General features: G+C 70.9%; 18 protein-coding genes. 15 read left to right on the forward strand and 3 right to left on the reverse strand.

Going from position 1 to position 19,075, the window contains the following annotated elements; translation table 11 throughout:
* Positions 1-66 precede the first annotated feature (66 nt).
* The 4 genes from QRX50_RS09690 to QRX50_RS09705 are packed head-to-tail and all read left to right on the forward strand — an operon-like array spanning position 67 to position 4,924.
* Entirely contained in the window at positions 67-2,124 is a 2,058-nt protein-coding gene (locus tag QRX50_RS09690) for a DUF8189 domain-containing protein (RefSeq protein WP_285971615.1), read from the forward strand.
* A gap of 33 nt (positions 2,125-2,157) precedes the next feature.
* Positions 2,158-2,871 carry an SDR family NAD(P)-dependent oxidoreductase gene (locus QRX50_RS09695; RefSeq protein WP_285971616.1) on the forward strand — a complete coding sequence of 238 codons (714 nt, stop codon included), beginning with the start codon at positions 2,158-2,160 and terminating at the stop codon, positions 2,869-2,871.
* A gap of 14 nt (positions 2,872-2,885) precedes the next feature.
* Positions 2,886-4,034, forward strand: a complete 1,149-nt coding sequence (gene dgoD / locus QRX50_RS09700; protein WP_285971617.1) for a galactonate dehydratase — start codon at positions 2,886-2,888, stop codon at positions 4,032-4,034.
* Positions 4,028-4,924 (forward strand): DUF4380 domain-containing protein, encoded by an 897-nt coding sequence (locus QRX50_RS09705; RefSeq protein ID WP_285971618.1) that lies wholly within the window; start codon positions 4,028-4,030, stop codon positions 4,922-4,924. Before dgoD ends, QRX50_RS09705 begins: the two co-directional genes overlap by 7 nt.
* 4 nt (positions 4,925-4,928) lie before the next feature.
* Here the strand turns inward: QRX50_RS09705 and QRX50_RS09710 are convergent, their stop codons facing one another.
* Entirely contained in the window at positions 4,929-5,675 is a 747-nt protein-coding gene (locus tag QRX50_RS09710; protein WP_285971619.1) for an SDR family NAD(P)-dependent oxidoreductase, read from the reverse strand.
* 302 nt (positions 5,676-5,977) lie between these two features.
* On the opposite strand from QRX50_RS09710, the gene purB reads away from it, so the two are divergent.
* From purB to QRX50_RS09745, 7 genes are all read left to right on the forward strand, one after another.
* Complete coding sequence (gene purB, locus QRX50_RS09715) at positions 5,978-7,405, forward strand: adenylosuccinate lyase (protein ID WP_285971620.1); 1,428 nt, start codon at positions 5,978-5,980, stop codon at positions 7,403-7,405.
* A gap of 92 nt (positions 7,406-7,497) precedes the next feature.
* Positions 7,498-8,607 (forward strand): alpha/beta hydrolase, encoded by a 1,110-nt coding sequence (locus QRX50_RS09720; protein ID WP_285971621.1) that lies wholly within the window; start codon positions 7,498-7,500, stop codon positions 8,605-8,607.
* Between the two features lie 231 nt (positions 8,608-8,838).
* Positions 8,839-9,651, forward strand: coding sequence for a substrate-binding periplasmic protein (locus tag QRX50_RS09725; protein ID WP_285971622.1), 813 nt, complete (start codon positions 8,839-8,841; stop codon positions 9,649-9,651).
* 48 nt (positions 9,652-9,699) lie between these two features.
* On the forward strand, positions 9,700-10,476 hold the full coding sequence (locus QRX50_RS09730) for an ABC transporter substrate-binding protein (RefSeq protein ID WP_285971623.1): 777 nt from the start codon (positions 9,700-9,702) through the stop codon (positions 10,474-10,476).
* Positions 10,477-10,482: 6 nt separating this feature from the next.
* A complete protein-coding gene (locus tag QRX50_RS09735) occupies positions 10,483-11,256 on the forward strand; it encodes an amino acid ABC transporter permease (RefSeq protein WP_285971624.1) in 774 nt (257 codons plus the stop codon).
* Complete coding sequence (locus tag QRX50_RS09740) at positions 11,253-11,993, forward strand: amino acid ABC transporter ATP-binding protein (protein WP_285971625.1); 741 nt, start codon at positions 11,253-11,255, stop codon at positions 11,991-11,993. The genes QRX50_RS09735 and QRX50_RS09740 overlap by 4 nt, the downstream gene beginning before the upstream one ends.
* A 133-nt stretch (positions 11,994-12,126) precedes the next feature.
* Positions 12,127-13,485: an FAD-binding oxidoreductase gene (locus tag QRX50_RS09745; protein ID WP_285971626.1), complete on the forward strand. Its 1,359-nt coding sequence runs from the start codon at positions 12,127-12,129 to the stop codon at positions 13,483-13,485.
* Here QRX50_RS09745 and QRX50_RS09750 read toward each other — a convergent pair.
* Together QRX50_RS09750 and QRX50_RS09755 are read right to left on the reverse strand one after the other, a co-directional pair.
* A complete protein-coding gene (locus QRX50_RS09750) occupies positions 13,427-14,665 on the reverse strand; it encodes an alpha/beta hydrolase family protein (protein WP_285971627.1) in 1,239 nt (412 codons plus the stop codon). The two genes, QRX50_RS09745 and QRX50_RS09750, sit on opposite strands and share 59 nt — an antisense overlap.
* A 66-nt stretch (positions 14,666-14,731) precedes the next feature.
* Positions 14,732-15,523, reverse strand: a complete 792-nt coding sequence (locus tag QRX50_RS09755; protein ID WP_285971628.1) for an SAM hydrolase/SAM-dependent halogenase family protein — start codon at positions 15,521-15,523, stop codon at positions 14,732-14,734.
* Between the two features lie 47 nt (positions 15,524-15,570).
* Between QRX50_RS09755 and QRX50_RS09760 the strand changes: the two genes are divergently transcribed.
* The 4 genes from QRX50_RS09760 to QRX50_RS09775 all read left to right on the forward strand — a co-directional run bounded on the left by QRX50_RS09760 (position 15,571) and on the right by QRX50_RS09775 (position 19,047).
* A complete protein-coding gene (locus QRX50_RS09760; protein ID WP_285971629.1) occupies positions 15,571-16,455 on the forward strand; it encodes a phosphoribosylaminoimidazolesuccinocarboxamide synthase in 885 nt (294 codons plus the stop codon).
* Between the two features lie 32 nt (positions 16,456-16,487).
* Complete coding sequence (locus QRX50_RS09765; protein WP_285971630.1) at positions 16,488-17,321, forward strand: patatin-like phospholipase family protein; 834 nt, start codon at positions 16,488-16,490, stop codon at positions 17,319-17,321.
* Between the two features lie 472 nt (positions 17,322-17,793).
* Positions 17,794-18,264: an NADPH-dependent FMN reductase gene (locus QRX50_RS09770; RefSeq protein WP_285974410.1), complete on the forward strand. Its 471-nt coding sequence runs from the start codon at positions 17,794-17,796 to the stop codon at positions 18,262-18,264.
* A 75-nt stretch (positions 18,265-18,339) separates the two neighbouring features.
* Positions 18,340-19,047, forward strand: coding sequence for a DUF2334 domain-containing protein (locus tag QRX50_RS09775; RefSeq protein ID WP_285971631.1), 708 nt, complete (start codon positions 18,340-18,342; stop codon positions 19,045-19,047).
* Positions 19,048-19,075 lie beyond the last annotated feature (28 nt).

A 19,075-nucleotide genomic window follows, 5' to 3' on the forward strand; every position in this document is an offset into this window, starting at 1 on the left:
GAAAGGTGTCGCCACATGCTCCCGCGCTCCCCACGCAGATCCCGCAGGGCACTCACGATCACGACGGTGGCCGCTGCCGTCGCCACCGTGCTCGGGCTCGCGACCCCCGCTTCCGCGGCCCCGGCCTCGCTTTTCCCGCAGCAGTCCACCGCGGCCGACCAGGGCGCCCCCGACTACTACAACTCGGGCCTGGCGCAGACGCCGTACATGGGCTGGAACAACTACTTCGGTATGCCGACCGTGACCGAGGCCGGCGTGAAGGGCGTCGCCGACTACCTCGTCTCCAGCGGCTTGGCCAAGGCCGGCTACAAGTACGTCTGGATCGACGGCGGCTGGAACGCCAAGGTCCCGCGTGACGCGCAGGGCAACCTCGTGCCCGACCCCGAGCGCTTCCCGTCCGGCATGACCGCGCTGGTCAAGTACATCCACGACCGCGGCCTGCTCGCCGGGATCTACACCGACGCCGGCCCGTCCGACGGCAAGAACTGCGCCGCGGGCAGCCAGGGCTACTACGAGCAGGACACGAAACGCTTCGCCACCTGGAAGTTCGACGCGATCAAGGTCGACTTCCTCTGCGGCATCGCGAACAACCTCGACCCGGCGAAGGCGTACACCGAGTTCAGCGCGGCCCTGCAGAAGGCGGGCCGCAAGATGATCCTGAACATCTGCAACCCGGTGACCGACGACTGGGGCGTGCCGCACACGCCGAGTCAGACCGCCGGCGTCTCCTACACCTTCGGCCCGCTCGTCGCCGATTCCTGGCGTACCAACACCGACGTGGCCTTCGGAACCCCGTACGAGGGGATCTACAAGGACATGCTGCGCAACGCGGACGTCAACGCGGCGCACCCCGAGGCGAACGGTCCCGGGCACTGGAACGACCCCGACTTCCTGATCCCGATGCGCAAGACCGAGCAGGGCACTCTCGAGATGAACGAGGAGGAGTCGACCACCCAGCTCGTGCTGTGGGCGGAAATGGCTTCCCCGCTCATCATCGGTTCCGACCCGCGCACGTTGCCGCAGTCGATGATCGACACGCTGAAGAACCCCGAGATCATCGCCGTCGACCAGGACAAGCTCGGTATCCAGGGTGTTCGGGTGGCGTCGAACGGTTCGACCGACACCTACAGCAAGCGCCTGTCGAAGGACGGCGACCGGGCGGTCGTGCTGCTCAACCGCGGTGACGCGGACACGCAGATGACGCTGAACTTCGCCGACGCCGGCCTCACCGGCAAGGTCTCGATCCGCGACCTGCGCGCCCGCGCCGACCGCGGCACGGCGACCGCCGCGTTCACCGTCACGGTTCCCGCGCACGGCACCGCGTTCCTCAAGCTGCACGGCACGGACCTGGTGCCCGGCACCAGCGTCGCGAGCGGCGCTTCGGCCAGCCCGGCCGTGGTGCGCACCGGCGACAAGACCGTGACCTTCACCCGCGGCCCGCTCGGCGTGCTGGAGACGCAGGGTCTCGGCAAGAGCACCTCGGTCATCGGCGGCCCGTTCCTCGGCCAGCCGGCGGCGAACGCGCACGGCTCGAACATCGACGTCTACGTCCGTGGTCTGGACAACGCCGTGTGGCAGCTGACCTACGACGGAAAGCGCTGGGGCGCCTGGCACCGGCTCGGCGGGAACCTCACCGACTCGCCGTCCGTGACCGCCGACGGCACGCTCTACACCCGCGGCACGGACGGAAAGGTCTGGACCCGCACCACCGATGGCCGTTGGTCATCGCTCGGCTCGCCGAACGACGCGCAGATCTACGGCCGCCCCGGCGCCGCGACCTCGACGTCGGGCACCGTGGTCGCCGTCCGCACCCCGGACGACGGCGTGTGGACCCGGACCCGCGGCACCGATGGCACGTGGTCGGACTGGTCGTCGATCGGCGGCACCATCTCCAGCAGCCCGACGCTTGTCGCGCAGGGTGACAAGGTGTCGGTGTTCGCGCTGGCCAGCGACTACACGCTGTGGCAGAACGACCGCAACGGCACCACGTGGGCCGGTTGGTTCAAGCAGCCGAAGTACCCGTCCGGCAACGTCGTGGGCACCCTCGGCGGTGCGGCTGACGCGAATGGCGTCTGGCTCGGGGTGCGTGGTCCGGACGACCATGTCCGCGTAGACAAGCTCTGAGTACCAGGCTCTGAGCACGAGGAGGAACTGGCGATGTCCACACCAGACAACCCGACGGCCGTGGTGACCGGTGCCGCGTCAGGCATCGGCGCGGCAACGGCCCGGCGCCTGCAGGCCGACGGCTACCGCGTCGTGGGTGTGGACCTCGCCCCCCTCCCCGACGACCTCGCCGGCGTGCGCGGCGACGTGACCGCCGACGAGACCTGGACGCAGGTCGTCGCGATGGCCGGCGAGGGCGGGGGCATCACTGCGCTGGTCAGCAACGCGTACGTGCCGACCACCGGCCCGCTGCACGAGATGGCGCGGGAGCAGTGGCAGCACCAGCTCGACGTGAACCTCACCGGTTCCTACCTCGCGGTGAAGGCGTGTCTGCCGTCGCTGCGGGCCCGGCGGGGGTCCGTCGTGCTGGTGTCTTCGGTCCACGCGCGGTTCGGCCTGCCGGGCCACCCGGCGTACGCGGCGAGCAAGGGCGCGCTGGTTTCGCTGGCGCGCCAGCTCGCCGTGGAGTACGCGCCCGACGTGCGCGTGAACTCGGTGCTGCCCGGTCCGGTGCGCACGCAGGCGTGGGACCGGCTCACCGAAGAGGACATCGAACGCAGCGCGCGGGCCACGCCCGCCGGGCGGCTGGGCGACCCGGGCGAGGTCGCCGCCGTGATCGCGTTCCTGCTCTCGCCGGCGGCCTCGTTCGTCACGGGCGCCGACCTGACCGTCGACGGCGGCTGGTCGGCCGCCAAGGATTCCGCTTAGGAAATGGGGGCCAGGTGAAGATCACCGGTATCGAGACCTTCCTCGTCGCACCACGCTGGTTGTTCCTGAAGGTGAACACCGACGAGGGCATCTCCGGCTGGGGCGAGCCCGTGGTCGAGGGCCGCGCCGAGACGGTGCGCGCGGCGGTGCACGAGATGGCCGAGCTCGTCGTCGGCCAGGACCCGCTGCGCATCGAGGACCACTGGCAGACGTTGCGCCGCGGTGGGTTCTACCGCGGCGGGCCGGTGCTCTCCAGCGCGCTCGCGGGCTTCGACCACGCGCTGTGGGACATCGCGGGCAAGGTGCACGGGGTGCCGGTGCACGAGCTGCTCGGCGGGCCCGTGCGCGATCGCGTGCGCGTGTATTCGTGGGTGGGCGGCGACCGTCCGTCGGGCATTTTCGACGCCGTGTCCGCGCAGGTGGAAGCCGGTTTCACGGCGGTGAAGATGAACGTGGCGGGACCACTCGCGCCCATCGCGTCACCCGCCGAAGCCAACGCCGCGCTGGTCCGGGCGCGGGAGGCGCGTGAGGCGCTGGGCCCGGAGCGCGACCTCGCCATCGACTTCCACGGCCGGGTGTCGCCCGCGATGGCGCGCCGGCTGGTGAAGATGCTCGAAGAGGTCCAGCCGATGTTCGTCGAGGAGCCGGTGCTGCCGGAGACGCAGGGCGGTGCGCTGGCGTCGGTCGTTTCCGCGTCGACGGTGCCGGTGGCGGTCGGCGAACGGCTGTACTCGCGCTGGGAGTTCAAGCCGGTGCTCGACGCGGGCGTCGCGGTGGTGCAGCCCGACCCGTCGCACGCCGGCGGCATCTCGGAGCTGCGGCGCATCGCCGCGCTGGCCGAGGTCTACGGAGCGAGCCTGGCCCCGCACTGCCCGCTCGGCCCGATCTCGCTGGCGGCGTCGATGCAGGTGGCGTTCGCGACGCCGAACTTCCTGATCCAGGAACAAAGTCTCGGCATGCACTACCACCAGGGCACCGAGGCGCTGAGCTACCTCACGGACTCCGCGCTGTTCCGCTTCACCGACGGCTACGCCGCGCGGCCGACCGGCCCGGGCCTCGGCATCGAGGTCGACGAGGAAGCCGTGCGCCGCGCCGACGAGGTCGGCCACCACTGGCGTTCGCCCGTGTGGCGCCTGGACGACGGTGGACTCGCCGAATGGTGACCGACGTCGTGTGGCTCGACAACGGCGTGCTGCGCCTCGGCGTCGTCCCGGCGCTGGGCGGGCGGCTGTTGTCGCTGGCCCACGGTGGTGTCGAGCTGTTGTGGCGCAACCCGGCGTTGCTGGGTTCCGACCTCCAGCCACTCGACGGCCACGTCCTGGGGCCGAACTCCGGCCGGATGGGCGACTGGGTCAACTACGGCGGCGACAAGACCTGGCCCGCTCCACAGGGCTGGGACGGGCCCGGGGAATGGGCGGGGCCGCCGGACCCCGTGCTGGACTCGGGCCCGTACTCCGTCTCGGGTCTGACGGGTCACACAGTCACCCTGACCAGCGGCGTCGAACCCCGCACGGGCCTGCGGTTCACGCGCGAGCTGACGTTGGGCGCCGGCGCTTCGTACACGCTGCGACTCACCGCGGCGAACTGCTCCGCGGCGCCGGTGCGCTGGGCTCTGTGGAACGTCACCCAGCTCCCCGGCGGCGGCACCGTCACGGCCGGCCTGGCGGGCATGCGCACGCCGGGCGTCGTGGAGCTCGTGGCGGGCACCGGAAACCCGCGGTACACAGTGGACGGTGGCACGCTCGTGGTGCCGCCGCAGGACGTCGTCGGCAAGCTCGGCGTGCCCGACACCGCGGGCTGGGTCTCGTGCACCGTCGGTGAGACCACGCTCACGCTGTCCTTCGACGTCGACCCGGCCGCGGAGTACCCCGACGCCGGGTCGCCGCTGGAGATCTGGCTGGAGCACCCGCTGCCGGAACCCCTCGCCGACCTGGGCGACCTCGACCCGCCGGCGCGCATTGTGGAGCTGGAAGCCCTTGGCCCCCTGACCACGCTCGCTCCCGGTGAGACGACGTCTCTGGTGGTCACGGGGACCGTGTCGGCTCACGCGTGACGCGTCACGCGTGCCGGCCGCCGTCCACGCGGAGATCGGTGCCGGTGATGTATGCGGCCGCGGGGCCGGCGAGGAACGCGATCGTGCCGGCGATCTCGTCCGGGTCGGCGTAGCGGCCCAGCGGTACCTGGGCGAGCACCTGCTGCCCCAACGGGGAGCTCGGCGGCGGAGCCAGCTCCGTGTCGGCCCAACCCGACAGGACGGTGTGCACCGTGATCCGCCGCGGCGCGAGTTCGTGCGCCCACGAGTGCGCGTACATCCCCACGGCGGCCTTGGTCGCGCCGTAATCGCCGAGGCCACCCACGAAAACCCGCAGCCCGGCAACGGAACCGACGTTGATGATCCGGCCGCCGTCCGGCATGTGGGCGATGACCTGTTCGGTCGTGGCGACCAGGCCGTGGACGTTGACCGCCCAGATCCGGTCCCGGCACGCTTGCGGCACCTCGCCGATCACACCGCCGACGGCCGTCCCCGCGTTGTTGACCAGGATGTCGATGCGGCCGAACTGCTCGGCCACGGCGTCGACCATGCCCCGCACCTGGTCGAAATCGGCTTGGTCGGCCTGGAAGGTCTCGGCCCGGACGCCGTGCTTACGGACGGATTCGGCGACGCACTCGGCGTGGTCGGCCGCTTGGAGGTAGGTGATCGCGACATCCGCGCCCGCTGCCGCGAGCTTGCGGACGGACGCCGCACCCAGCCCGCGGCTACCGCCGGTGACGAGGGCGACTTTGCCACGAAGATGTGCGTTCACTAAAAAGACTCCCCAGCTTGAAGTGGTTTTTCCCGCGAATTTTGACCGTAGTGGCGACTCGCCCGAGGTGAGGAACCGTCGAGAGTGGCCGGGGTCCATGAGACGTGTTTCATGTCTCTTCGTCATCGCGCCCGGCCCGGGGTGCGCGGGATAAATCCCTCGCGTCCCCCACGTCCCTTGTGCCAAGCTCTCCGCCGGCTCGGTGCACGGGGTGCCGAGGCCTTCGCGAGGCCGAACCGGTGGGAGCCGTCTGGATCCCACCGGCCCCGCCCACCTCTGACCTGCGCGGGTATCGTGGCCGCGTGACGGACAAGCCCCGGATTCCCAACGTGCTCGCCGCCCGCTACGCGTCGCCCGAGCTGGTGCGGCTCTGGTCGCCCGAGCAGAAGGTGGTGCTGGAGCGACAGCTGTGGCTCGCCGTGCTCCGCGCGCAGAACGAGCTGGGCGTCGAAGTGCCCGAAGGTGTGCTCGCGGACTACGAGCGCGTGATCGATGACGTGAACCTCGAGTCGATCGCCGAGCGCGAGCGCGTGACGCGCCACGACGTGAAAGCCCGCATCGAGGAGTTCAACGCCCTCGCCGGCCACGAGCACGTGCACAAGGGCATGACCTCGCGCGACCTCACGGAGAACGTGGAGCAGCTGCAGCAGCTGCGGTCGCTGGAGCTCATGCGCAGCCGCGTCGCCGCGGTGCTCGCGCGCCTGGCCGAACTGGCCGTGGAGCACTCCGACCTGGTGATGGCCGGGCGCTCGCACAACGTCGCCGCGCAGGCCACCACGCTGGGCAAGCGCTTCGCGACCGCCGCCGACGAGCTGCTGGTCGCGTTCTCCCGCCTGGACAACCTCATCGAGCGCTACCCGCTGCGCGGCATCAAGGGCCCGGTCGGCACGGCGCAGGACATGCTCGACCTCCTGGGCGACGAGTCCACTTTGGACCTGCTCGAGTCGAAGATCGCCGAGCACCTCGGGTTCCGCAACCACTTCGTGAGCGTCGGGCAGGTCTACCCGCGTTCGCTCGACTTCGACGTGCTGTCCACGCTGGTGCAGCTGGCCGCGGCGCCGTCGAGCCTCGCCAAGACGATCCGGCTGATGGCCGGCCACGAGCTCGTGACCGAGGGCTTCAAGCCGGGCCAGGTCGGCTCGTCGGCCATGCCGCACAAGATGAACACGCGCTCGTGCGAGCGGGTCAACGGTCTCGCGGTCGTGCTGCGCGGGCACCTGTCGATGATCGGCGAGCTCGCGGGCGACCAGTGGAACGAGGGCGACGTGTCCGACTCGGTCGTGCGCCGCGTCGCGCTGCCCGACGCGTTCTTCGCGCTCGACGGCCTGCTGGAGACCTTCCTCACCGTGCTGTCCGAGTTCGGCGCCTTCCCCGCCGTGATCGAGCGTGAGCTTGATCGCTACCTGCCGTTCCTCGCCACCACGAAGGTGCTGATGGCGGCCGTGCGCGGCGGCGTCGGCCGGGAGACGGCCCACGAGGCGATCAAGGAGAACGCCGTCGGCGTGGCGCTGGCGATGCGTGAGCGCGGCGCCGAGAACGACCTGCTCGACCGGCTGGCGGCCGACGACCGGTTGCCGTTGGACCGCGGTGACCTGGACAAACTCCTCGCCGACCGGATCTCGTTCACGGGCGTGGCACCGGCGCAGGTCGCGGAGGTGGCGCAGCGCGTGGAGACCGTGCTGGAGCGCTTTCCGGACGCGGCGCAGTATTCGCCGCGACCCATCCTGTAAGCGGAACTGACGGGACCCGACGGAAAATCCGGCTACCGCGGAGCGAGGCGGCTTCCTAGCCTCTGGGCACTGGCGACAGAAGAGAGTCGACGATGCCCCTCGCCCGCCGTGCCCTGGTTCTCCTGCTCACCGCCGTGCTGGCCGCCGCGTGTTCGAGCGGCCCGCCGGCTCCCGTCGAAGCTGCCCCGGTGCCGGCGTGCCGCGTGGTGAAGACTCCGGTCTCGGTACCCGGCGTGCCCGCGCCGGGACAGCTCACCGGTGATCTGTGCACGCCCCCGAGCGGCAACGGCACCGTGCTGCTGCTCGTCGCCGGGGGCGGTGAGAACGCCGACTACTGGGACCTGCCCGAGCTGCGTTCGAACAGCCTCGTCCGCGCGGCCCTGGCCAAGGGCTTCGCCACCTACGCGCTCGACCGGCTCGGCACCGGCCGTTCGACCGTGCCCGCTTCGAGCACCTCGGTGACCTACGCCGCGCAAGTGTCCACAACGGACCAGGTGGCGACGGCGCTGCACAGCGACGCCCAGGTGTTCGGCAAGACCTGGCACACCGTCGTCGGCATCGGGCACTCGCTGGGTTCCGGCACGCTGGCCGGCGTCGCGGCCAGGCACGCCGGAGTGCTCGACGCGCTGATCCTCACCGGGTACGGCGCCGCCGTGACCCCGGAAACCCTGCAGCTCGACAAGCTCTACCAGGTGCCGGCGCGGACCGTCGGGACCCGGTGGCAAGGGCTGGACGACGGGTACGTGACGGTGCTGCCGGACAAGGTCGAGCAGATCGGCCTCGTCCACGGCCCGGGCACCGACCCGAAGGCACTGCCGGTGATCGGGGCCCACCAGGGAATCCTGTCCGACACCGAGCTGTCGTCCCGGCCGCAGGGCGCCGCCGCGGCCGCGCAGGCGGCCCGGATCACGCTGCCGGCGCTGGTCGCCGTCGGCCAGTTCGACCGCCACTACTGCGAGGGCAATCCCGTGGGCGCGCCGCCGGCACCGACTCCGCAGTGCGGCGGCGCGCCCGCGTTCCAGAGCTACGAGAAGAAGCTGCTGCCGAACGCGTGCCTCGCCACGCACCTGGTCGCCGGCAGCGGGCATGCGATCCAGGAGGAACTCGCCGCGCCGACCGCGAACGCGTTGTACCTGTCGTGGCTGCGAACCACCTTCGACGGCGGCAAAGCGCGGTGCGCGGAGACCGGCCCGGTGTCGTGAGCTACCTCATGCGTGAGCGCACGCGAAGCCGCCGAGTTCCGCTCAATGGGAAACCGGTTCCGGCTCGACCAGTGCCGGCGAGATTCTCTGTGACCGCGGGCACGAAGTCCACGTACTGAGACGAAGTTACCCGATCGGGCGAAATCCCTAATCTCGGACGCTGAACCCGGAAGCGCCAGGCCGCCCCCCGCGGCCTGGCGTTTTTTCATGTCCGTGAGCCAGGAAGAAGTCATGCGCAAGCTCCTCAGCACCCTCGCCGTCGTAGTCGCCTCCCTCATCGGACTCAGCGCGCTCACTGCCTGCGGCTCTTCGGACGCGTCGGGGCAGACGCTGCGCGTCGGCACCCTCACGGACGCGCCGCCCAGCATCTACCTCGAAAACGGCCAGTTCACCGGCTACGACAACGAGCTGTTGCGCGACATCGCCAAGCGCGAAGGCTTCCAGGTCGAGTTCGTCGGCACCGAGTTCTCCGGCCTGCTCGCCAAGGTCGCGAGTGGCCAGCTCGACATCGGCAGCTCCACGATCTCCGCCACCACCGCGCGCAAGAAAACCGTCGCCTTCTCCAATGGCTACGACACCAGCTACACCACCGTCGTCAGCAAGAAGGGCGCGAACCTGGCCGAGGCCGGCGCGTTCGCGGGCAAGCGGCTCGGCGTGGTGCAGGGGTCCGTGCAGGACGAGTTCGCGGGCAAGCTCGCGGGCGCCGAAGTCGTGCGCTTCCCCGACTACAACGCCGGTTTCGCCCAGCTGCGCGACGGTTCGCTCGACGGCTGGGTGGTGCCCAAGGACATCGGCCAGAAGTACCTCGACCAGAACCCGACCGTGCCGCTCGAGTTCGGCTACACCGTGCTGGACAAGGACACGCCCTCGGCCTACGCCGTGGCGAAGTCCAATCCGGACCTGCTGAACAAGCTCAACGACGGCCTCTCCAAGGCCCTCGCGGACGGCACCGTCGCCCGCCTGCACGCTCAGTTCTTCAAGCAGGCGCCCGTGGCCGCGGAGCTCGCCAAGGGCGGTCCCGGTCTGCCGGTGAAGAACGCGTGACTGTCCTATCCTGCATCGACGGTTCCGGCCGGGAAGCTGAGGAGTGACATGAAGAAGACATTGGTCACAGCCGTCACGGCGGCGGCCCTGCTCGCCACACTCACCGCGTGCGGCGGTGGCAGCGACAGCGGTGGTGACACCCTGCGCGTTGGCACGCTGAGCGACTCGCGGCCCAACGCCTACCAGGAGAACGGCCAGTTCACCGGGTTCGACAACGAGCTGCTGAAGGACATCGCGGCCAAGGAGAACCTGAAGGTCGAGTTCGTCGCGGTCGACTTTTCCGCGCTGCTGGGCCAGGTCGCCAACGGGACGTTCGACATCGGCAGCGCGGGCATCGCACAGACCGACGCGCGCAAGCAGACCGTGGCGTTTTCCGACCCGTACAACTACCAGTCGCTGGGCATCGAGGCGAAGGAGACGGCGGGTATCACCGACGAGAACTCCTTGGTGGGCAAGCGGATCGGCGTGGTGCAGGGCACCGTCTCCGACACCTGGCTCGCGGCCAACGCGCCCAAGGCCCAGGCCGTGCGCTTCCCGAACGACGCGGCGGTGCTGAGCGCGCTGAAGTCGGCGGCGATCGACGGCGCGGTGTTCGACGCGGCCTCGGCCGAGGACTACTCGGCGAAGAACCCCGGCCTGAAGGTCACCAAGACGATCACCACGACGATCCCGCACGGGTACGCCGTGAAGAAGGGCAACACCGACCTGCTGAACAAGCTCAACGACGGCATCAAGAAGGTCGTCGCCGACGGCACCTGGAAGAAGGTGCACCAGCAGTTCGAGCCGAACGAGCCGGTGCCCACCGATTTCGCCACGGGGCAGTAGTCCACGATGGATCAGTTTCTCGACACGTTCCTCAACTGGGACTACATCTGGCAGGTCTTCCCCGACCTGCTGAAGACGGGCCTGGTCAACACGCTGATCCTCGCCGGGGTGTCGGCGATCATCGGCACCGTGCTCGGCATGGTGGTGGCCGTGATGGGACTGTCCAAGAAGGTCTGGCTGCGCTGGCCCGCGCGGGTGTACACCGACATCTTCCGCGGCCTGCCGGCGATCCTGACGATCCTCGTGATCGGCCAGGGTCTCGGCACGCTCGCGCGGCCGATCGTCGGCCACAACCCGTACCCGCTGGGCATCACCGCGCTGAGCCTGATCGCCGCGGCCTACATCGGTGAGATCTTCCGCGCGGGCATCCAGAGTGTCGAAAAAGGACAGCTGGAGGCCAGCCGCGCGCTGGGCATGACCTACACCAAGGCGATGCTGCTGGTCGTGATCCCGCAGGGCGTGCGGCGCGTGCTGCCCGCGCTGGTGAACCAGTTCATCGCGCTGGTGAAGGACTCGACGCTGGTGTATTTCCTCGGGTTCCTCACCTCGCAGCGCGAGCTGTTCCGCATCGGTCAGGACCTGGCGGCCAACACGGGCAACCTCTCGCCGCTGGTGGCGGCCGGCGCGGTGTACCTCGTGATCACTGTGCCGCTCACGCACCTGGTGAACTACATCGACAAGCGCCTGCAGACCGGCCGCAAGGTCCGCACCGACCCCGGCGACGGCGACGGCGGCAGCGGGCTGACGCTCGTGAACACCGGAGGAGGGGCGGCCCTGTGACCACCGCTGTGCGTTCGTCCAGTGTGGAGCTTCGCGACATCCACGTCAGCTTCGGCACGCTCGAAGTCCTGCGCGGCGTCGACCTGAGTGTGCCCAGCGGCCGCACCACGTGCGTCATCGGCCCCTCGGGCTCGGGCAAGTCCACGCTGCTGCGCTGCGTCAACCGCCTGCAGGAACCCGACAGCGGCGACCTGCTGCTCGATGGCACCAGCGTGATCCACTCGAACCCCGACGCGCTGCGCCAGCGCGTGGGCATGGTGTTCCAGCACTTCAACCTCTTCGGTCACCGCAGCGTGCTGGACAACATCGTGCTGCCACTGCGGAGCGTGAAGCGACTGTCCAAAGAGGAGGCCACGGCGATCGCGCACGCGCGGCTGGCCGAGGTCGGCCTGGAGGACAAGGCGCCGTACCGGCCGTCGGCGTTGTCGGGTGGGCAGCAGCAGCGCGTGGCCATCGCGCGGGCGCTGGCGATGGACCCCGAGGTGATGTTGTTCGACGAGGCCACCTCCGCGCTGGACCCGGAGCTGGTCAAAGGCGTGCTGAACCTGATGGCGGGCTTGGCCGCGCGGGGTCTCACGTTGATCGTGGTGACGCACGAAATGGGCTTCGCGCGCAGCGTCGCCGATGAAGTGGCGTTCATGGACGCGGGCCGGATCGTGGAGCAGGGCAGCCCGGACCAGATCTTCGACAACCCGCGCAGTCCGCGGTTGCAGCAGTTCCTTTCACAGGTGCTCTGAGCGCTCTCGGCAATTTCCCCGAATTTCTCGCGCGGATCACGAAATTCGGTGACTTGACCGGAGAATTCGTGAGCGTAGTCTCGGCCCCGCACTTCATCGCATCCACGCTCGAGGCGAGAGCGAGGAAGCCGAGATGGGTGGAGCCGGGGAGCTCGCCGCGCGGGTCAAGGGCGGGGTCTATTTCCCGGGTGACGTCGGGTACGACCGGGCACGAGCGGGGTTCGACCTCTCGCTGGACCACCGGCCCGACGTGGTGGTGGCGGCCGGGGCCGAGTCCGACGTGGTCGCGGGCGTGCGCTTCGCCGCGGAGCACGGGCTGGCCGTCGATGTGCAGTCGACCGGCCACGGCGCGCACCGCTCGATGGGCGGCGGCCTGCTCGTCACCACCCGGAGCCTGAACCGGGTCGAGGTCGATCCGCACCGGCAGGTCGCGCGCGTTTCGGCCGGCGCGACCGCGGGCGACGTGCTCGTCGCCACCGCCGCACACGGCCTGACCGCGCCGGTCGGCTCCGCGCCCGGCGTCGGCTACGTCTCCTACAGCCTCGGCGGCGGCCTCGGGATGCTCGGCCGGCGCCATGGTTTCGCCGCTGACCACGTGCGCCGCTTCGAGATCGTGACGGCCGACGGCCGCGAGCTCACCGTGACGGCCGAGCAGCACCTCGAGCTGTTCTGGGCCCTGCGCGGGGGCGGCGGCAACCTCGCGGCGGTCACGGCGCTGGAAACCAGCCTGGTGCCGCTGCGTGAGCTCTATGGCGGTGGCCTGTTCTTCGCCCCCGAACGCGCGCCGGTGGTCATCGAGCGGTTCCGGTCGAGCCTGGCGACGGCGCCGCGGGAGCTGAGCCTGTCGCTCGCGTTCCTCGCCTTCCCGGACGTGCCGGGCGTGCCCGAACCGCTGCGGGGCCGGTTCTGTTGCCACCTTCGCGTGGCCTACCTCGGCGACGCGGACGCCGGCCGGCGGTTCGTCGAGCCACTGGTCACGGCGGGCCCGTTCCTCGACACGGTGAAGCCGATGCCGCTGACCGACCTCGGCTCGATCCACGCCGACCCGATCGGCCCGATGCCGGTCGACACCGAGAGCGTCGCGCTGACCAGCGAGGACGCGCTGGAGGTCGTGCCTTCGCTCGTGGATCCGCACGCGCCGTTCCTGCTGGAGTTGCGCCACCTCGGCGGCGCGCTGGCCGACGAGCCCGCGATCGGGGACGCCGTCGGGCACCGCGCGGCGCGGCTGAACCTGTTCACGTCGGCTCACCCCGGCGCCGCACCCGGGTCGCAGTCGCACGTCTACGAAGCCGTCTCCCAGTGGAGCTCGGGCGGTCCACTGAGGACGTTCCTGCCGATCAGCCACACCGATGCGTCGTCCTGCTACGAACCGGCCACGGCCACGGAGCTCGCGCGCCTCAAGGAAGTCTGGGATCCGGGCGACGTGTTCAGCTTCACGCCGGCCGTGGCGGCACCAGCTCTTCGAGCCAGTCGAACATCCGGTTCTCGGTGAGCAGGCGGCCCATCGGCTGCACGTGCTCGTTGGCGCCCTCCTCGACGGTGAACCGCAGCAGGTCGGCGCGGCCGCCGCGCCCGCGCACGAGCTCGGCGAGCCGGCTGGACTGACCGGGCCAGAACTGCTCATCGTCGGGGTCGGTGATGAGCAGGGGCGTGCTGATGGCGGCGACGGTTTCCTCTTCCAGCCGGTACTTTTCGACGGCCTTGAACAGGTCGTACCAGTCCTCGTGCGAGTAGGGCCGGGCGCGCAACGTCAGGGTGCGGCGCAGGCCCGGTAGGCGGACGGCGAGGCCCATATCGCGGTTGAACGCGTCGCGCTCGCCGTGCTCCAGCGCCGTCCGCATGCCCTTGGACAGCGAGCGCGTCCAGGAAGCTGACACGTCGACCACCCCCGGGTCGAGCACCGCGGCGGCCAGGCGGTGCTCGAAGGCGAGGGCGCGAGGCAGCCAGTAGCCGGCCTGGCTGATGCCGTAGCCGGCGAGCTCGACGACGTCCGGGCGCTCGACGAGCGTGTCGACGACCGGGGTGAGCACGGCTTCCCAGTCATGGCGGAAACAGGTTTCGCGATCGAAGAGCATTGACTGCTGGCCGGGGCCGTCGTAGAGGAACGCGTTCCAGCCGCGGGCCAGCGCGCCGGCCGCGGCGGAGGTCCACAGGTCGCTGAGGGCGCCGTCGCTGCCGTTGGTGATGACCAGCGTCCGGCGTGAGGTTCCGGACGCGTCGGGGCGCAGGAGGTAGCCGGGCAGTTCCGTGCCTTCGTAGGGAACCGGGACGCGGAGGAAGGCCCCGTCGGAGCAGTCGACCACGGCTTCCCAGCATTCCCGGTGGGACTTGAACGCTTCCGTCAACGCGACCGTGTCGTCCCCTGTGGACAGTCCGTCGACGACGCAGGCCCAATACGTCGCCGCTCGCAGGTAGTGGGAGCCCGCGCTGACCAGGTGCCCGGCTTCGCGCGCCTTTACGGCTTCTTCCTGAACCCGGGCCGCCGTCCGTTCCCACTCGCGCGCCCAGTCCGCGGCCCGGCCGACGCGGGCGATCGTGGCCAGCACCTCGCCGACCTCGCTCGCCCCGCGCACCGCTCGGCCGAGCACCCCGCGCGTCGCGAAGTCGAGCTCGTCGTCGCGGAAGAACCCCGCGGAAATCACCTTGTTGCCGTGGGAAACCAACGCCACCATCCGTGCCTCCCCATTTTTCGTCCACACTCGCCGCTCGGGGCGGGCGTTGACAAGGCGCGGTTGTGCTCAGCCGGCGGGGGAGGCGGTGATCGTGCATTCCTCGGCGGCGCCCAGATTCAGCACGGCAGCAGCGGATCCGCCGTTGACGGCGATCGCCAGGTGGCCGGCGGAGTCGGTGAAAACCAGGTTCGCGCCCTGGGGCACGGCGCCGAACGTCCGCCCGATCGTCGCCGGCACCGCCACGCGTCCGCTGTGGACCGTGACCCCGCCGGTCAGGCCGGTCAGCTCGAGGTCGGCGGGGGTGGCGGCGAGCTGGACGTTGCCGAAGTGGTCGACCGTCAGCACGTCCGACACCAGCTTCCCGGGGAACGCGGCGATCAACGGCTCCGGCAGCCGGACCAGGTCGTCGACCTCGGGCCCGAAGCTCGCGGGTTCGGCCCCGAGCGCGAGGCGGGCGGCGGCGGGGGCGAACACGTCGCGGCCGTGGAAGGTCGCCGACGCCGGGTCGGGCACGTCGATCTCGTAGGCCCCGGTCACGCCGCCGAGCGCGGCCGCGGCGGGCAGGAGCAGGCCGTTGTCGGGCCCGACCAGCAGACCGCCGGGGGTGACGACGACCAGTCCGCGCCGCGCGGTTCCGACCCCCGGGTCCACCACGGCCAGGTGCACGGCGTCCGGCAGCGAGGGCACGGTCTGCGCCAGCACCGCGGCGCCCGGGCGCACCTGCTGCGGCGGCACGAGGTGCGTCACGTCGAGCACCCGGACGTCGGGCGCCAGGCGCGCGATCACCCCGTGGCAGGCCGCGACGAAGCCGTCGCGCAGGCCGTAGTCGGTGGTGAAGGAGATCCAGCGGTAGCGCATGACCTGCATCATCCTCGGTTCCGACGGCCTCGGGTTAGGGTGCAGCCGTGAAGACGCTCGCCGAATACCCGAAGATCGCCGCCGGCAAGGTCCGGGAGCTCTACGCCGTGGGGGACGACCACCTGTTGCTGGTCACGTCCGACCGCATCTCGGCCTACGACTTCGTGCTGGACACACCCATCCCCGACAAGGGCCGCGTCCTCACGGCGATGAGCGTGTTCTGGTTCGCCCAGCTCGCCGACCTCATCCCGAACCACCTCGTGGCCTGGGACGACCCGCGCATCCCCGCCGAGGTGCTCGGCCGCGCGCTGCTCGTGCGGCGCCTGGACATGCTGCCGGTGGAGGCCGTCGCGCGCGGGTACCTCACGGGGTCGGGCTTCGCGGACTACCAGCGCAGCGGCTCGGTCTGCGGCGTCGAGCTGCCGGGCGGCCTGGTCGAGTCGGCGCGCCTGCCGGAGCCGATCTTCACGCCGGCCACGAAGGCCGAGCTGGGTGAGCACGACGAGAACGTGTCGTTCGAGACGGTCGCCGCGCAGATCGGCGCTTCGCGCGCGACCGAGGTCCGCGACGCGACGCTCGCCATCTACCGCCGCGGCGCCGAGTTCGCGGCCGAGCGCGGGATCCTGCTGGCGGACACGAAGTTCGAGTTCGGCCTCGACGCCGAGGGCCGGCTCGTCCTCGCCGACGAGGTCCTCACGCCCGACTCGTCGCGCTACTGGCCGGCCGACGGCTACGCGCCCGGCCACGCCCAGCCGTCGTTCGACAAGCAGTACGTGCGCGACTGGCTCACCGGTCCGTCCGGCTGGGACCGCGCGTCCAACACCCAGCCGCCGCCGCTGCCGGACGACGTCGTGGCCGCCACGCGCGCGCGTTACGTCGAGGCCTACGAGCGGATCAGCGGGCTTTCGCTGACCGACTGGCCGGGCGCCTGAAACTGTCGGTGGTCGCTGGCAGACTGGGTGTCATGAGCGAGGCTTTGGTACTGGGCGGCGGCGGGGTCGCCGGAATCGCGTGGATGACGGGCCTGCTGGCGGGCCTGGCCGACGCGGGGCGGGACGTCAGCGGGGCGGACCTGATCGTCGGCACGTCGGCGGGCTCGACCGTCGCCGCGCAGATCGGCAGCGGGTTGAGCCTGGGCGAGCTCTACGTCCGGCAGACGGACCCGGCGCGCCAGTCCCCGGAGATCATGGTCGAGGTGGACCTGGAGAAGTTCGGCGAGCAGTTCGGCACCGCGGTTTCGGCCGGCTCGGTGCTCGAGGTCCGGCGCGCGGTCGGCGAGCTGGCGCTGTCGGCCTCGACGGTGCCGGAGTCGCGCCGCCGCTCGGTGATTGAGGCGCGGCTCCCGTCGCACGAGTGGCCCACCCGCGAGCTGGCCATCGTGGCGGTCGACGCTGCCTCCGGCGAGCCTCGTGTCTTCCGCAACGACTCGGGCGTTCCGCTGGTCGACGCCGTGGCCGCCAGCTGCGCCGTCCCGGGCATCTGGCCGCCGGTCACCATCGCCGGCCACCGCTACGTCGACGGCGGGGTGCGGTCCGCGGACAACGCCGACTACGCGGCGGGATACGACCGGGTGCTGGTGGTCGTGCCCCTCGGCTCGGTCGACGTGTTCCCCACGGAGAAGCCCTTCGCGGACGTCGTGGCTTCGCTGCGCGCCGGCGGTGCCGCGGTGGCCGTGGTGGAACCCGACGAGGCCTCCCTCGCGGCGATCGGCCAGAACCCCCTGGACCCGCAGACACGCCGCCCGTCCGCCGAGGCGGGGCGGGCGCAGGGCAAGGACCTGGAGATCGTCTGGTCGTGATCGCGGGCCACGTCGTGCCCCCGGCCGCTGTCAACTCCACCCCCTGACTTGTCCGCACCCACCCGCCCAAGCCGCACTTGTCCACAGATTCCGCTCGCGCCGTTTTTCGGGATCAAGTGAGCTCCGGTGCCTCTTGTGCGGGTGAAGGTGCCGCGCAGGGATTTGGCGTCCGCGGTGGCTGTCCTCGGTGCGGGGTCGTGCGGATCGGTGTCGTGGCCGGTGAGCCAGTTGCTGATGTCGTCGTCGAGGATGTTGTCGTCGAGCGGGCTTGGCACGCGCCGCGTGGTGGCCTCGTCGGGTGTCACGTAGCGGCTGGGGATGGAATCGGGTGCCCAGTGCGGGCTTGTTCGGGGTGTGATCGCTTCATGAGTGAGGCAGAAAACAGGCAACCGGCTCGACTTTCACTGGCAGACTGGCGCCCGTGATCCTGCTCATCTGCGGCAGTCTGCGGGGCGGTTCGGTGAACGCGGCGGTGATCGGGACCGCCGCGAGGTTCACCGAGTCCAAGGTCTACGCGGGCCTCGGCGACCTCCCGCACTTCAACCCCGACGACGATCAAGACCCCCTGCACCCGGCCGTCGTGGCGTTGCGCGCGGAGGTCGGGGCGGCCGACGGCGTGCTGATCTGCACGCCGGAGTACGCGGGCGGCCTGCCGGGGTCGTTCAAGAACCTGCTGGACTGGACCGTCGGCGGCGGTGAGATCTACGGCAAGCCCGTGTCGTGGATCAACGCGTCGTCGGTCGCGGCTCCCACCGGCGGCGCGGACGCCCACAAGTCCCTGCGCAAAGTCCTCACCTACGCCGGCGCGCGCATCGTCGAAGACGCCTGCGCGCGCATCCCCATCCCGCGCCACACCGCGTCCGACGGCGTCATCACCGATCCCGACCTGCGCGGCCGGATCGCGATGGCCGTGAGCAGGTTGGTGGAGGCCACCAAAGCCTGACACTGCGTAACTCTCATGTGTCCTTTCTGTGCAGTTCACGGCGTTGTCAGGCAGGCGCCATCGGCCTGAGGCGCAATGGGAGACGTGGATGCTCGCCTGCTGGTATCGCTGTCCGGGGCCACCCCGCGCGCGCTGCACCGCTGCGCCGACCTCGCGTCGGAGCTGGAGCGGCGGCGGGTGCCGCTGTCGATCCTGCACGTCGCGCGGACCGAGGACGGCCCCGTGACCGCCTGGGTGCGCACGCGCGCCGCCGCCGGGGACTCGGTGCTGCTGCACGGCTACGACCACCGCATCACGCCGACGCACCGCACCGTCCAGCTCGGCCGCCGCGCGGAGTTCGCCTCACTGCCGGCGCACGAAGCGCGCCTGCGCCTGATCGCCGCGAAGGCCGCGCTCGACACCACCGGCGTCGCCGTCGACGGCTTCGCGCCGCCGCGCTGGCTCGCTTCGCAGGGCACGCTGCAAGCGTTGCGGGAACACGGTTTCACGCTCTGCGCCGACGCGGGGTCCGTCCGTGACCTCGTGACGGGTGAGGTGCTCCGGGCGCGCGTGCAGGAGTTCACGAGCCAGTCGCACCGCACCGAGACGGTCCGCTGCTTCGCCCTCGTGCTGGCGTCGGCCCGCGCCGCCCGCCGCGGCGGCCTGGTGCGCCTCGGCATCGACGCTGCCGACCTCACCCGCCCCGGCCTGCGCCAGGCGCTGCTCGACGCGGTCGACGTCGCCATCGAAAACCGCGCCTTCGGCAGCACCTACGGCTCCCTGCGCCGCGCGGCCGCCGCCTGACCCCACGCGCCGAGCGCGCGGCTGGAAT

The sequence above is a fragment of the Amycolatopsis sp. 2-15 genome, assembly GCF_030285625.1.
Classification (GTDB): domain Bacteria; phylum Actinomycetota; class Actinomycetes; order Mycobacteriales; family Pseudonocardiaceae; genus Amycolatopsis; species Amycolatopsis carbonis.

What these genes read in the sequence shown, in the direction of transcription:
- QRX50_RS09695 (WP_285971616.1), top strand. Translation starts at nt 2,158, where the DNA reads ATGTCCACACCAGACAACCCGACGGCCGTGGTGACCGGTGCCGCGTCA.
- QRX50_RS09705 (WP_285971618.1), top strand. Translation starts at nt 4,028, where the DNA reads ATGGTGACCGACGTCGTGTGGCTCGACAACGGCGTGCTGCGCCTCGGC.
- QRX50_RS09720 (WP_285971621.1), top strand. Translation starts at nt 7,498, where the DNA reads ATGCCCCTCGCCCGCCGTGCCCTGGTTCTCCTGCTCACCGCCGTGCTG.
- QRX50_RS09725 (WP_285971622.1), top strand. Translation starts at nt 8,839, where the DNA reads ATGCGCAAGCTCCTCAGCACCCTCGCCGTCGTAGTCGCCTCCCTCATC.
- QRX50_RS09730 (WP_285971623.1), top strand. Translation starts at nt 9,700, where the DNA reads ATGAAGAAGACATTGGTCACAGCCGTCACGGCGGCGGCCCTGCTCGCC.
- QRX50_RS09735 (WP_285971624.1), top strand. Translation starts at nt 10,483, where the DNA reads ATGGATCAGTTTCTCGACACGTTCCTCAACTGGGACTACATCTGGCAG.
- QRX50_RS09745 (WP_285971626.1), top strand. Translation starts at nt 12,127, where the DNA reads ATGGGTGGAGCCGGGGAGCTCGCCGCGCGGGTCAAGGGCGGGGTCTAT.
- QRX50_RS09750 (WP_285971627.1), bottom strand. Translation starts at nt 14,665, where the DNA reads ATGGTGGCGTTGGTTTCCCACGGCAACAAGGTGATTTCCGCGGGGTTC.
- QRX50_RS09755 (WP_285971628.1), bottom strand. Translation starts at nt 15,523, where the DNA reads ATGCGCTACCGCTGGATCTCCTTCACCACCGACTACGGCCTGCGCGAC.
- QRX50_RS09765 (WP_285971630.1), top strand. Translation starts at nt 16,488, where the DNA reads ATGAGCGAGGCTTTGGTACTGGGCGGCGGCGGGGTCGCCGGAATCGCG.
- QRX50_RS09775 (WP_285971631.1), top strand. Translation starts at nt 18,340, where the DNA reads ATGGGAGACGTGGATGCTCGCCTGCTGGTATCGCTGTCCGGGGCCACC.